The following is a 13,851-nucleotide window of genomic DNA, read 5'->3' on the forward strand; positions in this document are numbered from 1 at the left end:
GTGTACGGTGGTCCGGTGGGTAGTCTGCGCCCATGTCCTCTCCCGCCGCGCTCGGCCTCCCCACCCGCCTGGGCGGCGACCCGAACAGGGTCGCCCTGGTCATCCCCGGCACCGGCTACTCGCCAGCCCGCCCGCTGCTGCACTTCGCCGGAGCCGTCCTCCAGCGGCACGGCTGGACGGTCCAGGAGCTGTGGTGGCAACTCCCCGATGAGTTCCTCGAGTTCGCGATGGGCGACCGGATCGCCTGGGTCGAGCGACAGGTCGCCGAGGCCGTCGACGCAGAACACGGCGCCTGCCGACTCCTGGTCGGCAAGTCACTCGGCAGCTTCGCCGCCGGCCTCGCCGCCGACCGGAACCTCGCGGCCGCCTGGCTGACCCCCGTACTGACCCTCGACCACGTGACCCGAGCCCTCCACCGCGCCTCGGCCCCGACCCTCCTGATCGGCGGGGGCGTCGACGGACTGTGGAACCGGGCCGCCGCCGACTCCACCGGCCACCAGGTCCTGGAGCTCCCCGCCGCCGACCATGGCCTCGAACTGCCCCGCGACCCGCTCGGCTCGGTCGACACCCTGCGCGAGGTCGTCGCACGACTGGACGGCTTCATCGGCTCGCTGGCGCCCGGTGACGGGCCGACGCCGCGCTGATGGCTGCTACGCGGGACTTCCGCCGGGCGCGGCGCCCGGCACCGAGCCCGGCACGGTGATCGGCAGATCGCGTTCGTCGGCCGGTTCGGCGAGGCGCTTGTCGTAGGTGACGAAGGCGGTGAGCGCGTGTTCCAGGTGCTCGGCTGGCGAGGTGAACGGCGTCGCGCGTGCGCAGGTGCCGGGTGGGGAGGCGGCTGGTGGCCCGGACCGTGCGGCGACTGTGAGCAGTGTGTGTCGGTTCCACCCTCATGAGCGTCATCCCCTCCCGGGAAGCCGGTCGGCCGCTGGCCCGACGGGCTGCACGCGCGGAGCGGGGACACGGGAGTAGACGGCCCCGCGATCGGGTGGTACCGATCGCGGGGCCGATCGCCGTCGCCCGTGGCCCGTGGGCCCGGGGGCTCAGCCGATGGAGCGGGGCAGGCGGGTGGTCAGGTACAGCACGGTGAAGGAACCGAGCAGCTGGATGCCCAGGCACAGGGCGAGCGCGCGGCCCATGCCGAGGCTGGGGGAGAGGGAGAGGTAGAGGGTGCCGAGGGTGGCGACGCCGAGGGCGAGGCTGGACTGCTGGCTGGTGGCGAGGACGCCGCTGCCGACGCCGGCCCGGGCGGCGGGCACCTTGGAGAGGACGACCCGGAACAGCGGGGTGCCGATCAGGCCCTGGCCGATGCCCGCGAGGGCGACGCCGGGGGCCATCCGCAGCGGGGAGAAGTGGTCCGCGTCGGCGAGGACGGTCAGCGCGATGGTGGCGAGGCCGACGGCCTGGACGACGGCGCCGGCGCTGAGCACCCGGCTGCCCCAGCGGCCGATCAGCCGCGGACCGGAGAGCGAGGCGGTGAAGTAGCCGACGGCCATCGGGACGAGCGCCCAGCCGGCCGCGACAACGCCGAGCCGGAGGCCCTGCTGGAGGGCGACGGCGATGATGAACATGAAGCCGCCGAAGCCCGCGAAGTAGGGGACGGCGATGCCGAGGCCGCGCCGCATCTCAGGGATCCGCAGCAGGGTGGGCGGCACCAGCGGGACGGCTCCGCGCTGTTCGGCGCGCCGCTCGACCTGCGCGAAGGCGGCGGCGAACACCGGGAACAGGGCGAGCAGCACCCAGGACCAGAGCGGCCAGCCCGCCGCGCGGCCCTCCATCAGCGGAACGAGCAGGGAGAGCAGGGTGGCGGTGAGCAGGGCGGTGCCGGGCACGTCCACCGCGGCGGCCTGGGTGGCCCGGCTCTCCGGCACGTACCTGATGGCGAGGAGGACGGCGAGCAGCGCGAACGGCACGTTCAGCAGGAAGACCGAACGCCAGCCGGTGCCGAACAGGTCGGCGGCGACCAGCATCCCGCCGAGCACCTGCCCGATCACCACGGAGATGCCGCCGACCGCGCCGTAGACGCTGAGCGCGCGGCCGCGCCGGGCGCCGTCGGTGGCGGCGGTGATGGTGCCGAGCACCTGCGGGATCAGCAGGGCGGCCGAGGCGCCCTGGGCGGCCCGGGCGGCGACCAGGGACCACGCGTCGGGGGCGAGTCCGCAGGCCAGCGAGGTGAGGGCGAAGGCGGCGGCGCCGACGACGAAGAGCCGGCGGCGGCCGAAGATGTCGCCGAGCCGCCCGCCGAGGACGAGCAGGACGGCGAAGGCGATGCCGTAGCCGGCGGCGACGAGTTCCAGGACGGCGGGTCCGGCGGCCAGGTCCTTGTCGATGGTGGGCAGGGCGACGTTGACGATGAAGAAGTCGAGCATCGGCAGGAACGCGCCGAGCAGGACGGTGACCAGTCCGGCGGTGCCGAGGGTGGGGGTGGGAGGAGCGGCTGCGGGGGCGGTCCGGGTCGGGGCCTGGGCGACGGCGAGTTGTTGAGTCACGGGTCATACGATCCGCGGCTTCGTACCCTGGTACCAGAGTGTGGTTATCCAGGTATAAGAAGTACCTGGCAACAGGCTGCGGAGTGCCGCATGCTGGGGAGCATGAGCCTGATGACCCCGGCCGCGCAAGCCCGTCCCGCTCCCGCCGGACCGCGCCGCGGCACCCCCGACGAGGCCCGCCGGCACGACCTGGCGGCGTTCCTGCGCAGCCGCCGCGAGCGCATCGCGCCCGAGCAGGTGGGCCTGCCGATGACCGGCCGCCGACGCACCCCGGGGCTGCGCCGCGAGGAGGTGGCGCAGCTGGCCGCCGTCGGGGTGACCTGGTACACGTGGCTGGAACAGGGGCGGGACATCCAGGTGTCCGCCCAGGTGCTGGACGCGGTGGCCCGGGCGCTGCTGCTGGACCCGAGCGAGCGGACGCACCTGTTCACCCTGGCCGGCGCGGATGACCCGGCGCCGGTGACGGAGTGTCCGTCGGTGACCCCGAGCGTGCGCCTGGTGCTGGAGCAGCTGGCGCCGTACCCCGCCGCGGTGGTCAACTCCCGCTACGACATCCTGGCGCACAACGCGCCGTACACCGCGCTGGTCGGCGACCTCGGTGAACTGCCGGTCGAGGAGCGGAACCTGATGTGGCTGGCGTTCACCCCCTCGCGCTTCCGCGATGTGCTGATCGACTACCGGACGGAACGGATCGGCATGGTGGCCCGGTTCCGCGCCGCGATGGCCGACCACTCGGCCGAGCCGGCCTGGAAGGCGCTGCTGGCCCGGCTGCGCAAGGCCTCGCCGGACTTCGAGGAGGAGTGGCAGCGGCACGAGGTGATGGGGCCGGGCAACGGGATCAAGCGCTTCCTGGTACCGGGCGTGGGCCTGCTGCGCTGCAGCTACACCAACTTCTGGCTCGGCCCCCGGCTCGGGACACGCATGATCAACTACACCCCGCTGGACGAGGAGACCCGCGCCCTGATGGACAAGCTCCCGGCTCGGCGTTAGCCGCGTCGTCGGCCACGGGGTCAGCCGCGTATCGCCTCGCGCCCGAGCAGCACGCACACCGCCGCCAGCGGCAGTTCGACGCAGCAGGCCATCACCAGCGCGGCGAGCACCGCGTGCCCCGGCCCGGCGCAGGCGATGTCGGCCAGCGCGTCCCCGGCCAGAAGCAGTGCCACCGCCCCGCCCAGCCAGGGGGCGGCGGCACTGCGCCGGCGCAGTAGCGAGTCCAGCGACAGCAGGGCGGCGAACTCCGCGAGGTCCAGCACCACCCACGGGGTCTCGTGGTTGACGGCCAGGACCGTCAGCCAGGGCAGCAGCCCCAGGGCCGCCAGCCGGGGCAGTCGCCGGAACCGCTCCGGCAGCGCGAGCGCCGGAGCGCCGGAGACGACGGCCGTGGTCATGCCGCACCCCCGACCGCGCCCGCCCGCCGCACCCGGCGCCGCACCCGCACCCGCTGCAGCGCCAGCCGCTCGGCGGCGCCGCCCGCCGGGTGCTCGACCAGCACCGCGTCGTACGGCCCCTCGGCCCAGGCCAGCCAGAACACCCCGGCCACCGTGACCACCTCGCCCGCCGCCGCCCGGACCGTACGGAACGGCCGCCACCCGCCGGTGAACAGCACCGAGGGAGCCGCGCCGTCGGCGGGCAGCCGCCCCCAGGCGAGCGCGTGCGAGCGGCGCCCGGCGGACGGGCTGCGCCGCGCGCCGCGCAGCAGCTGCGGCGCGAGCCGGCCGGCGACCAGGACGTCGGCCAGCTCGCCGTGCTGGTACAGCTCCAGCGCGGCCCGGCCGCGGCCGGAGCCGACGCTGCGGACCGACCAGGGCCCCGCCCCGGTGGGCAGCGTCCCCTCCGGCCCCGGCGCCGGGCGGAGCGCGCCCCCGGGAACACCCCCGTGGTCCCCGGGGACGGGCCGCCCGTGCGGCGGAGTGGCGGAGTGCGATGCAGTGCTCGTCATGCCCCCCAGCCTTCCGTCGCGAGGGGGCCCTTGTCGGTGGTGCTCCACACCGAATCGGGGGTGTATCCAGCTACACCCCCTTCGGGCACCCCTCTTCATGGCGGTGCTTGATCGTCACGCCCTACGCTGTCCGCCATGTCCTTCAGCCCCTCCACCACGTGGCGCCGAGCGCTCGTCAGGAGCCTGCGGCGTCCTCCGTGGTCGCCGGAGGCCTGGCGGGACACGCGCTTCATAGCCGCCGGGATACCCCTGGCCCTGCCCGTCTGGGGGGCCGTCACCACGTCGTCGCTGCTGTTCCCGGTCCTCGCCGTCGTGCTGCTCTGCACGCGCTGGCTCACCGGTGTCCAGCGCGGCCGGCTGCGCGCCCTGTACGGGGTGGAGGTGCCGCCCCCCGGCACGCCCGCGACGGTGCGGCTGCGCCGGCTGCGGATCGGCCTGAGCTGGCGTCAGATCGTCTACCACGCGCTGGTCGGGCCGGCCCTGGCGGTCGGCGCGCTGGCCGTCGTCTACCTCTGGGGCGTCGCCCTGGTGCTGGCCACCCTGTACGCGTGGGTGTGGCTGATGCCGCTCGAAACCGGGCTGCGCAGCCAGCTGGCCGGCCTGGACGTGGCACTCACGCTGGTCGGTGTGCTGCTGCTGGTGGTGACGCCCTGGCTGGCGACGCTGACCGCCTGGCTGGAGGTCCGCTCGGTGCGGGTCCTGCTCGGGCCCAACCGGGCCGAGGCGCTGGAGCGCCGGGTCGAGGAGATCGCCGAGTCCCGCGCCGGTCTGGTCGACGCGGTGGACGCCGAGCGCCGCCGGATCGAGCGCGACCTGCACGACGGCGCCCAGCAGCGACTCACCTCGCTCGCGATGAACCTCGGTCTGGCCCGGCGCACCCTCAAGGACTGCCCGCCCGACGCCATGCAGGTGATCGTCGCCGCGCACGAGGAGGCGCAGGCGGCCATCGACGAGCTGCGCGACCTGGTCCGCGGCCTGCACCCCGCCGTGCTGGAGGACCGCGGCCTGGACGCGGCGCTGTCCGGCATCGCCGCCCGCGCCCCGCTGCCGGTCCGGCTGGACGTCGACCTGACCGAGCGGATCGCCCCCACCGTCGAGGCGGTCGCCTACTTCACCGTCTCCGAGGCGCTCACCAACGTCGCCAAGCACGCGCGCGCCTCCGTCGTCGACGTGTCCGTGCGGACGGCCGGCGGCAGGCTGCGCCTGGTCGTCAGCGACGACGGCGTCGGCGGCGCCGACGCCTCACGCGGCACCGGGCTGACCGGTCTGCGCAAGCGCGCCGCCTCGGTCGACGGCGCGCTGTCCGTTCTGAGCCCCCTCGGGGGCCCCACCACCATCACCGTGGAGTTGCCGTGCGCGCTGTGATCGCCGAGGACTCGGTCCTGCTCAGGGTCGGCCTGGTCAAGGTCCTGGAGGCGGTGGACTTCGAGGTGGTGGCCGCCGTCGGGGACGCCGACGAACTGCTGGCCGCCGTCGAGGAGCACCACCCCGACGTGGTGGTCGCGGACGTCCGGATGCCCCCGGGCTTCACCGACGAAGGCGTCAAGGCCGCGATGATCATCCGCCGGCAGTGGCCGGAGGTCGCGGTGCTGCTGCTCTCCCAGTTCGTGGAGGAGCGCTACGCCGCCGACCTGCTGGCCACCAACACCAGCGGCGTGGGCTACCTGCTCAAGCAGCGGGTGGCCAATGTGGACGACTTCCTCGACGCCCTGCAGCGGGTCGCCGGGGGCGGCACCGCGCTGGACCCGGAGGTGGTGGCCCAGCTGCTGGTGCGCCGCAAGCAGGACCCGCTAGAGAAACTGACCCCGCGCGAGCGGGACGTCCTCGCGCTGATGGCGGAGGGCCGGTCCAACGCGGCCATAGCGGCCGCCCTGGTGGTCAGCGACAGCGCGGTGGCCAAGCACATCAACTCGATCTTCACCAAGCTGGACCTGCCGCCGGCGGACGACAGCCACCGCCGGGTGATGGCGGTGCTGCGCTTCCTGGAGGTCGCGTGAGCGCCCGGGCCGTCAGGGCGTGGCGACTCACGGGGGTCCTCACCGTCGTGTCCGTGGTGGTCATGGGCGGGGCGCAGACCCTGGCCCTGGTGGCCCGGCAGGACCGGACCGAGCAGGAGACGTACACGGCCGCCGTCCACCGGCTGCGGCTCTCCACCGGCAGCGCGGCGGTGAAGATCACGGCGGGCGCGGAGAACCGGGTCGTCATGCGCAAGAACCTCGACTGGACGGTCTCCGAGCCGCAGGTGCGCGCCGACATCGCCGGCGACACGATGACCGTCGGCGTGACCTGCCGGCGTTCCCTGCCCTTCTACAACTGCGGTGCCTCGATCGAGCTGGAGGTGCCGGCCGGCACCGAGGTCACCGGCTCGGTGACCTCGGGCGCGGTCGAGGTGCGGGACCTCACCGGAGAGGTACGGCTGGACGGAACCTCGGGGGAGATCAGCCTGCTTCGGCTGACCGGACCGGTGCACGCGCACGCCACCTCGGGACAGGTGCGGGGGGAGGAGCTCGCCTCGGCCCGGGTGGACGTCGCGAGCACCTCCGGGGCGGTCGACCTGACCTTCGCGTCGGCGCCGCACGACGTCACGCTGAGCACCGTCTCCGGCGCGGTGACCGTGTCCGTGCCGAAGGACAGCCGCTACCGGATCAACAGCCGGACCGGCTCGGGCGAGAGCGACATCGACGCGGCCCTGGGCGACGCGGCGAGCAGCAACACCCTGGAGGCCGACGTCGGCTCGGGCTCACTGCGGATCGGCTACCGCTCCCCCGCCGGATAGGGCCGCTCACCCGGGTGGGGGACAATGGAGAGTCCCGTCCCCCTACCCGAGGTCAGCCGCGCATGACAGCCACGCCCGCACCCCCCGCGCCCGAGACCGAGTTCGCGCCGCTGGACATCGGCCCGATCCGGGTCTGGCCGCCCGTCGTGCTGGCGCCGATGGCCGGCATCACCAACGCCCCGTTCCGCACCCTGTGCCGGGAGCAGAGCGGCGGCAAGGGGCTGTACGTCTCGGAGATGATCACCACCCGGGCCCTGGTCGAGCGCAACGCCAAGACCATGCAGCTGATCAAGTTCGACCCGAGCGAGAAGCCGCGCTCGATCCAGCTGTACGGGGTGGACCCGGTGACCGTCGGCAAGGCGGCCCGGATGATCGCGGACGAGGGCCTGGCCGACCACATCGACCTCAACTTCGGCTGCCCCGTCCCCAAGGTGACCCGCAAGGGCGGCGGCTCGGCGCTGCCGTACAAGCGCAACCTGCTGCGCGAGATCCTGCGCGAGGCCGTCGCCAACGCCGGCGACCTGCCGGTGACCATGAAGATGCGCAAGGGCATCGACGACGACCACCTCACCTACCTGGACGCTGGCCGGATCGGCGCCGAGGAGGGCGTGGCCGCGATCGCCCTGCACGGCCGCACCGCCGCCCAGCACTACGGGGGGACGGCCGACTGGTCGGCCATCGCCCGGCTGCGCGAGGCCGTCCCGGCTCACGTGCCGGTGCTGGGCAACGGGGACATCTGGTCGGCCGACGACGCGCTGCGGATGATGCGCGGGACCGGCTGCGACGGCGTCGTGGTGGGCCGCGGCTGCCTGGGCCGGCCGTGGCTGTTCAAGGACCTGGTGTCGATCTTCGAGGGCGACGTCGACTACGCCCGTCCCGACTTCGGCTACGTGGCCCGGGCGATGGTGCGCCACGCCCAGCTGCTCGGTGAGTGGCTGGGGGACGAGACGCGTGGCGTCATCGACTTCCGCAAGCACGTCGCCTGGTACACCAAGGGCTTCTCGGTCGGCTCCGAGCTGCGGGTGAGGCTCGCGAACTCCTCCTCGCTGACCGAGCTGGCCGAAACCCTCGCCCAGGTGGAGCAGACCCAGACCTGGCCGATCGGCGCGGACGGCCCGCGCGGGCGCACCAGCGGCAACGGCCGGGTCGTCCTGCCCGAGGGCTGGTTGGACGATCCGTACGACTGCGCCCGCCCGGGCGAGGATGCCGAATCGGACACTTCTGGCGGATGATCTGTCCGTAGTGGCGAAATAGGCCCGTCGGGGCCACTGGCCACCTGGTCGCAGCCCTCTTGTCCACTCTGGACAGGAGGGCTCCTTTTCGGCGCCGACGCGTCACTCGGTGAGCACGTTCCTGGACGCAGTGCGACGATTGGCGCAGGCGTTCTACGTTCGAGCCGCGGGAGGGGCTGGTGACGCTTGCCACACGCGGGCGAGGCTGACGGCGGGTCAGTGGACGAAATGGACAGGTGGAGCGTGAATCGCTTCCCGAAGCCGGTTCGACGCGGATCGGCCGATCCGGTTGCAGGAAATCAAGTCGGGGCAACGCGAGCGACCCACGGCCGCTACCCAGCGTCCGGATCGGGCGATCTTCCCGTTTCCCCGCATTCAAGACTTGAACGCATTCTCGCGTCAGGGGGACGATTTCGCCAACAGAGGTGAACGCCTTTACGCGCATTCGATCTAGCGGGTTACCCCTCGGTACCGGCCTCGTGTGGCCTATTCAGGGCAGAGAAGTGCCTTCGAAATGGGTATGTTCTCCGGCGTCAGGGCAACCGCGTACGAGGAGACCGACCCGTGCCGTCCCAGCAGAAGTTTGTTTACTCCTTCACCGAAGGAAACAAGGACCTCAAGGATCTTCTTGGCGGCAAGGGCGCGAACCTGGCCGAGATGACCAACCTGGGGCTCCCCGTCCCCCCCGGGTTCACCATCACCACCGAGGCCTGCAAGGTCTTCCTGGAGACGGGTAGCGAGCCCACCTCGCTGCACGAGGAGATCAGCGCCCACCTGGACGCCCTCGAACAGGAGATGGGCAAGAAGCTCGGCCAGGCCGACAACCCGCTCCTGGTCTCCGTCCGTTCCGGTGCCAAGTTCTCCATGCCCGGCATGATGGACACCGTCCTCAACATCGGCCTCTCCGACGTCTCGGTGACCGGCCTCGCCGCCCAGTCGGGCAACGAGCGCTTCGCCTGGGACTCCTACCGCCGCCTGGTCCAGATGTTCGGCAAGACCGTGCTGGGCGTCGACGGCGAGCTGTTCGAGGAGGCCCTCGACGAGGCCAAGCATGCCAAGGGCACCGTCAACGACCTGGACCTGGACGCTTCCGACCTCCGGGACCTGGTCGAGGTGTTCAAGGGCATCGTCGAGCGCGAGACCGGCCGGGCCTTCCCGCAGGACCCGCGCGAGCAGATGGACCTCGCCATCCACGCCGTCTTCCACTCCTGGAACGGCGACCGCGCCCGGCTGTACCGCCGCCAGGAGCGCATCCCGAACGACCTGGGCACCGCGGTCAACGTCTGCACCATGGTCTTCGGCAACCTCGGCGAGGACTCCGGCACCGGCGTCGCCTTCACCCGTGACCCCTCCACCGGCACCCAGGGCGTCTACGGCGACTACCTGTCCAACGCCCAGGGCGAGGACGTCGTCGCCGGCATCCGCAACACGCTGCAGCTGTCCGAGCTGGAGAAGCTCGACAAGAAGTCGTACGACGAGCTGATGGCGATCATGCAGACGCTGGAGAACCACTACCGCGACCTCTGCGACATCGAGTTCACCATCGAGCGCGGCAAGCTCTGGATGCTGCAGACCCGCGTCGGCAAGCGCACCGCCGCGGCCGCCTTCCGGATCGCCGTCCAGCTGGTCGACCAGGGCCTGATCGACCTGGACGAGGCCCTGATGCGCGTCACCGGCGGCCAGCTGGCCCAGCTGATGTTCCCGCGCTTCGCCCCGACCGCCGAGTCCAAGCAGATCGGCTGGGGCCTGGCCGCCTCGCCCGGTGCCGCGATCGGCAAGGTCGTCTTCGACTCCTACACCGCCGTCAAGTGGTCCCGCTCCGGCGAGAAGGTCATCCTGGTCCGCCGCGAGACCAACCCGGACGACCTGGACGGCATGATCGCCGCCGAGGGCATCCTCACCTCGCGCGGCGGCAAGACCTCGCACGCCGCCGTCGTCGCCCGCGGCATGGGCAAGACCTGTGTCTGCGGCGCCGAGGAGCTGGAGGTCGACACCAAGGGCCGCAAGTTCACCACCGCCGACGGCCTGGTGGTCCACGAGGGCGACGTCGTCTCGATCGACGGCGCCAGCGGCAAGGTCTACCTCGGCGAGGTGCCGGTGCTGCCGTCCCCCGTGGTCGAGTACTTCGAGGGCACCCTGCACGCCGGCGCGGACGTCCAGGGCGGGCTGGTCCAGGCCGTCCACCGGCTGATGTCGCACGCCGACGGCCGCCGCCGCCTCGCGGTGCGCGCCAACGCCGACAACGCCGAGGACGGCTCGCGCGCCCGCCGCTACGGCGCCCAGGGCATCGGCCTGTGCCGCACCGAGCACATGTTCCTCGGTGAGGAGCGCCGCAAGGAGGTCGAGCACCTGATCCTCGCGGACAACGACAAGGACCGCGAGCTCGCCCTCTCCACCCTGCTGCCGCTGCAGAAGGGCGACTTCCTGGAGCTCTTCCAGGCGATGGACGGCCTGCCCGTCACCGTCCGCCTGCTCGACCCGCCGCTGCACGAGTTCCTGCCCGACATCACCGAGCTGTCGGTGCGCGTCGCCCTCGCCGAGGCCCGCAAGGACCCGAACGAGAACGACCTGCGCCTGCTCCAGGCGGTGCACAAGCTGCACGAGCAGAACCCGATGCTGGGCCTGCGCGGCGTGCGCCTCGGCCTGGTCATCCCCGGCCTGTTCGGCATGCAGGTCCGGGCCATCGCCGAGGCCGCCGCCGAGCGCAAGCTGGCCGGCGGGGACCCGCGCCCCGAGGTAATGATCCCGCTGGTCGGCACCGTCCAGGAGCTGGAGCTGGTCCGCGACGAGTGCGAGCGGGTGCTCGCCGAGGTCGCCCAGTCCACCGGCGTCAAGCTGGACATCAAGCTCGGCACCATGATCGAGCTGCCGCGCGCCGCGGTGACCGCCGGTCAGATCGCCGAGGCCGCGGAGTTCTTCTCCTTCGGCACCAACGACCTGACCCAGACGGTCTGGGGCTTCTCCCGGGACGACGTGGAGGCCTCGTTCTTCACCGCCTACCTGGAGAAGGGCATCTTCGGGGTCTCCCCCTTCGAGACCATCGACCGCGACGGCGTCGGCTCGCTCGTCAAGCACGCCGTCGAGGCCGGCCGGGCCACCCGCCCCGACCTCAAGCTCGGCGTCTGCGGCGAGCACGGCGGTGACCCGGACTCGGTCCACTTCTTCCACGAGGTGGGGCTGGACTACGTCTCCTGCTCCCCCTTCCGCATCCCGGTGGCGCGCCTGGAGGCAGGCCGCGCCGCCATCGAGTCGGCGGGCAGCGACTCGCGCTGAGAGGGTAGGCATCCCCTACTCACGCGCGGGTACGACTGACCGCTTCCCCTCCCGTCGGGAGGGCGTACACCGGAGCTCGGCGCAGGAGAACCGGCGTACGTGACACGGCCGGGCGGGAACGGACAACGGCGTCCGTTCCCGCCCGGCCGTACGTCGTTGTGGCGTCCGTCATGTGGGTGACGCGGCCGTCCGGGCCCGGGCGCCTGCCAAGCTGGACCGCATGACCAGAAGCAAGAGCCCGCTCGTCGTCGTGGCCGTCCTGATCCTGGCCGTGCTCGCCGGGGTCGGGTACCTGCTCGCCGGCCAGGGCGGCGGCAGCCACCCCAAGGCCGCCGCGAGCTCCACCGCCGCCGCGGGCACCTCGGCCCCCAAGCCGTCCGCACCGGCCGGAGGCCCCTCGGCCCCGAACCCGCCGAGCGGCACCTGGGTGCCCGCGGACCCGGCGCTGGCCGACGTCTGCCGCACCAAGCTGCCCAGCCAGGCCCAGGACACCCTCGCCCTGATCGCCAAGAACGGCCCCTACCCGTACAACCGGGACGGCATCGTCTTCGAGAACCGCGAGAGCCGCCTGCCGAAGAAGGGCAACGGCTACTACCACGAGTTCACCGTGCTCACCCCGGGCTCCAACGACCGCGGCACCCGACGGGTCGTCACCGGCAGCGCCGGCGAGCAGTACTGGTCCCCGGACCACTACGCGACCTTCCAGGAGATCGACCCGCGCTGCTGAGCCCGCGGTCCTGCCTCCTGCTCCCCGGGCCTGCCCGGTCTCCGGGCCCCGGCACCGCCCGGCCGAGTCCTCGACACCGCCCCCGCCCCGTCGGCCCCCCCGGGATTCCCGGCCCCCGTCTCCCCTTCGCGGAGCGGGGGCCGCGCCGTGTCCCGGCGGTGGACCGGCCGGGTACGTGACGGTGAAGAAGGGGTATGCCGGCAAGCGCCCGCGCACCTGGCTCGCCGCCACCCGGGAGGGCCGCGCCGCACTCGCCGCTCATCTCGCCGAGCTCCAGCGGCTGGTCGCCGCGGCCGAGGCCGCCGGGGCCCGACACGGCTGACCCGTCGGCGGGTTCACCGTGCCCGCCGCCAGCTGATCCGCCCGTGCGGGCCGTGCGGACCGGTGGTCACCAGGGCGGTCAGCCCGTGCAGCACCGGAGCCGGGTCGCGCCGCAGCTGGACCGGAGTGGTGCGGACCACCGGCAGGCCCGCGGCGGTCAGCCGGTTGGCGCGGGCCAGGCCGCGTTCGTGGTCGGCCGGGCGCAGGTGGTAGGCGCGGGAGTCGATCTCCAGGGCCACGCAGGCGTGCGGCCAGTAGGCGTCCGGCACGGCGAGGAACCGGCCGTCCAGGAAGAGCACCGGGTTCCACAGCGGCTCCGGCAGGCCCGCGTGGGCGAGCACCTCGCGGGCCTCGCCCTCCACCACCGAGCGCACCCCGGCGGTCAGGTCCTCCACCACCCGGGCCACCTGCGGCAGTGCCAGCGCCCCCGGCCGGGCCAGCAACTGGTCCAGGAGTTCGCCGAGTTCGCAGTGCCGGCGCTGCACCGCCTCGGCACACAGCGCCCGGAACCGGCGCTGCCCGCTCTCCTGCGGCGCCACGTCCGCCAGCGCCCGCGCGACGGTGGCGCTCCACAGCCCGTCGTCCCGCTGGAAGCCGCCCGGCATCGCCCCGGACGCCCGGCGCACCCGGACGAACTCCCGGTCGCCGACCCGGCGTTGGGTCGGGATCAGCACGTCGACCTCGGCCAGGTCGGCCGGGTGCCCGGCACTCGGCAGCCCGGCCTCCGCCAGCACGGTGAGCCCGGTCAGCAGCACCTCCCCGGGCTGCGGGTGCCGCCCCTTCGGACTCGCGTACGCCAGGGCGGCCCTGAGCCTCTGATGCACCGTCAATCTCCCGCTCTGCAGGAAGATCACCCGCGGCAGCACCTGCTGCCAGGGGCCGCCCGGCCGCAGCCGGTGCGCGATCGTGCCGGAGGGCACGCCGAGCCGGCGCAGCTGCGCCCGGGTGGCGATGTGCTGCTGGTCGGCGCCGAGCAGGGCGACGGGGTCGAGCGGGTTCGCGCGGGTCATACCCGGGTGCTGCCCACCCGGATCGGCGGTATGCGGAACATCCCTCGTCAGAGGCCTCCCGGCACGGAGGTTGACGACAAGGAG

General features: G+C 73.1%; 13 protein-coding genes. 9 read left to right on the plus strand and 4 right to left on the minus strand.

Annotated features, from left to right (window positions below; genetic code table 11):
- Positions 1–32 precede the first annotated feature (32 nt).
- The gene (locus tag ACFV1W_RS07940) at positions 33–644 is read left to right on the plus strand and encodes an alpha/beta hydrolase (RefSeq protein ID WP_380414139.1); all 612 of its coding nucleotides are present in this window, start codon (positions 33–35) and stop codon (positions 642–644) included.
- 399 nt (positions 645–1,043) lie between these two features.
- Here the strand turns inward: ACFV1W_RS07940 and ACFV1W_RS07945 are convergent, their stop codons facing one another.
- Positions 1,044–2,489 (minus strand): MFS transporter, encoded by a 1,446-nt coding sequence (locus ACFV1W_RS07945; protein ID WP_380414141.1) that lies wholly within the window; start codon positions 2,487–2,489, stop codon positions 1,044–1,046.
- Between the two features lie 111 nt (positions 2,490–2,600).
- Here ACFV1W_RS07945 and ACFV1W_RS07950 point away from each other — a divergent pair, with 111 nt between their 5' ends.
- Positions 2,601–3,479, plus strand: a complete 879-nt coding sequence (locus ACFV1W_RS07950) for a helix-turn-helix transcriptional regulator (protein WP_380414220.1) — start codon at positions 2,601–2,603, stop codon at positions 3,477–3,479.
- A 20-nt stretch (positions 3,480–3,499) separates the two neighbouring features.
- On the opposite strand, the gene ACFV1W_RS07955 is transcribed toward ACFV1W_RS07950, so the two are convergent.
- Both ACFV1W_RS07955 and ACFV1W_RS07960 read right to left on the minus strand, forming a co-directional pair.
- A complete protein-coding gene (locus tag ACFV1W_RS07955) occupies positions 3,500–3,877 on the minus strand; it encodes a hypothetical protein (RefSeq protein WP_380414143.1) in 378 nt (125 codons plus the stop codon).
- Positions 3,874–4,428: a hypothetical protein gene (locus ACFV1W_RS07960; protein ID WP_380414145.1), complete on the minus strand. Its 555-nt coding sequence runs from the start codon at positions 4,426–4,428 to the stop codon at positions 3,874–3,876. Before ACFV1W_RS07960 ends, ACFV1W_RS07955 begins: the two co-directional genes overlap by 4 nt.
- Before the next feature lie 135 nt (positions 4,429–4,563).
- On the opposite strand from ACFV1W_RS07960, the gene ACFV1W_RS07965 reads away from it, so the two are divergent.
- From ACFV1W_RS07965 to ACFV1W_RS07995, 7 genes are all read left to right on the plus strand, one after another.
- Positions 4,564–5,793 (plus strand): histidine kinase, encoded by a 1,230-nt coding sequence (locus ACFV1W_RS07965; RefSeq protein ID WP_380414147.1) that lies wholly within the window; start codon positions 4,564–4,566, stop codon positions 5,791–5,793.
- On the plus strand, positions 5,781–6,425 hold the full coding sequence (locus ACFV1W_RS07970) for a response regulator (RefSeq protein WP_380414149.1): 645 nt from the start codon (positions 5,781–5,783) through the stop codon (positions 6,423–6,425). The genes ACFV1W_RS07965 and ACFV1W_RS07970 overlap by 13 nt, the downstream gene beginning before the upstream one ends.
- Entirely contained in the window at positions 6,422–7,204 is a 783-nt protein-coding gene (locus ACFV1W_RS07975; protein WP_380414150.1) for a DUF4097 family beta strand repeat-containing protein, read from the plus strand. Before ACFV1W_RS07970 ends, ACFV1W_RS07975 begins: the two co-directional genes overlap by 4 nt.
- Before the next feature lie 62 nt (positions 7,205–7,266).
- Positions 7,267–8,436 carry a tRNA dihydrouridine synthase DusB gene (gene dusB, locus ACFV1W_RS07980; RefSeq protein WP_380414152.1) on the plus strand — a complete coding sequence of 390 codons (1,170 nt, stop codon included), beginning with the start codon at positions 7,267–7,269 and terminating at the stop codon, positions 8,434–8,436.
- A 564-nt stretch (positions 8,437–9,000) separates the two neighbouring features.
- Positions 9,001–11,709: a pyruvate, phosphate dikinase gene (ppdK, locus tag ACFV1W_RS07985; protein WP_380414154.1), complete on the plus strand. Its 2,709-nt coding sequence runs from the start codon at positions 9,001–9,003 to the stop codon at positions 11,707–11,709.
- A 220-nt stretch (positions 11,710–11,929) separates the two neighbouring features.
- A complete protein-coding gene (locus ACFV1W_RS07990) occupies positions 11,930–12,436 on the plus strand; it encodes a ribonuclease (RefSeq protein ID WP_380414156.1) in 507 nt (168 codons plus the stop codon).
- 175 nt (positions 12,437–12,611) lie between these two features.
- Complete coding sequence (locus ACFV1W_RS07995; protein ID WP_380414157.1) at positions 12,612–12,758, plus strand: transcriptional regulator; 147 nt, start codon at positions 12,612–12,614, stop codon at positions 12,756–12,758.
- 13 nt (positions 12,759–12,771) lie between these two features.
- Here the strand turns inward: ACFV1W_RS07995 and ACFV1W_RS08000 are convergent, their stop codons facing one another.
- Positions 12,772–13,767 (minus strand): hypothetical protein, encoded by a 996-nt coding sequence (locus tag ACFV1W_RS08000; protein WP_380414159.1) that lies wholly within the window; start codon positions 13,765–13,767, stop codon positions 12,772–12,774.
- Between the last annotated feature and the right edge of the window lie 84 nt (positions 13,768–13,851).

Source organism: Kitasatospora sp. NPDC059648 (genome assembly GCF_042734825.1).
Lineage (GTDB): Bacteria > Actinomycetota > Actinomycetes > Streptomycetales > Streptomycetaceae > Kitasatospora.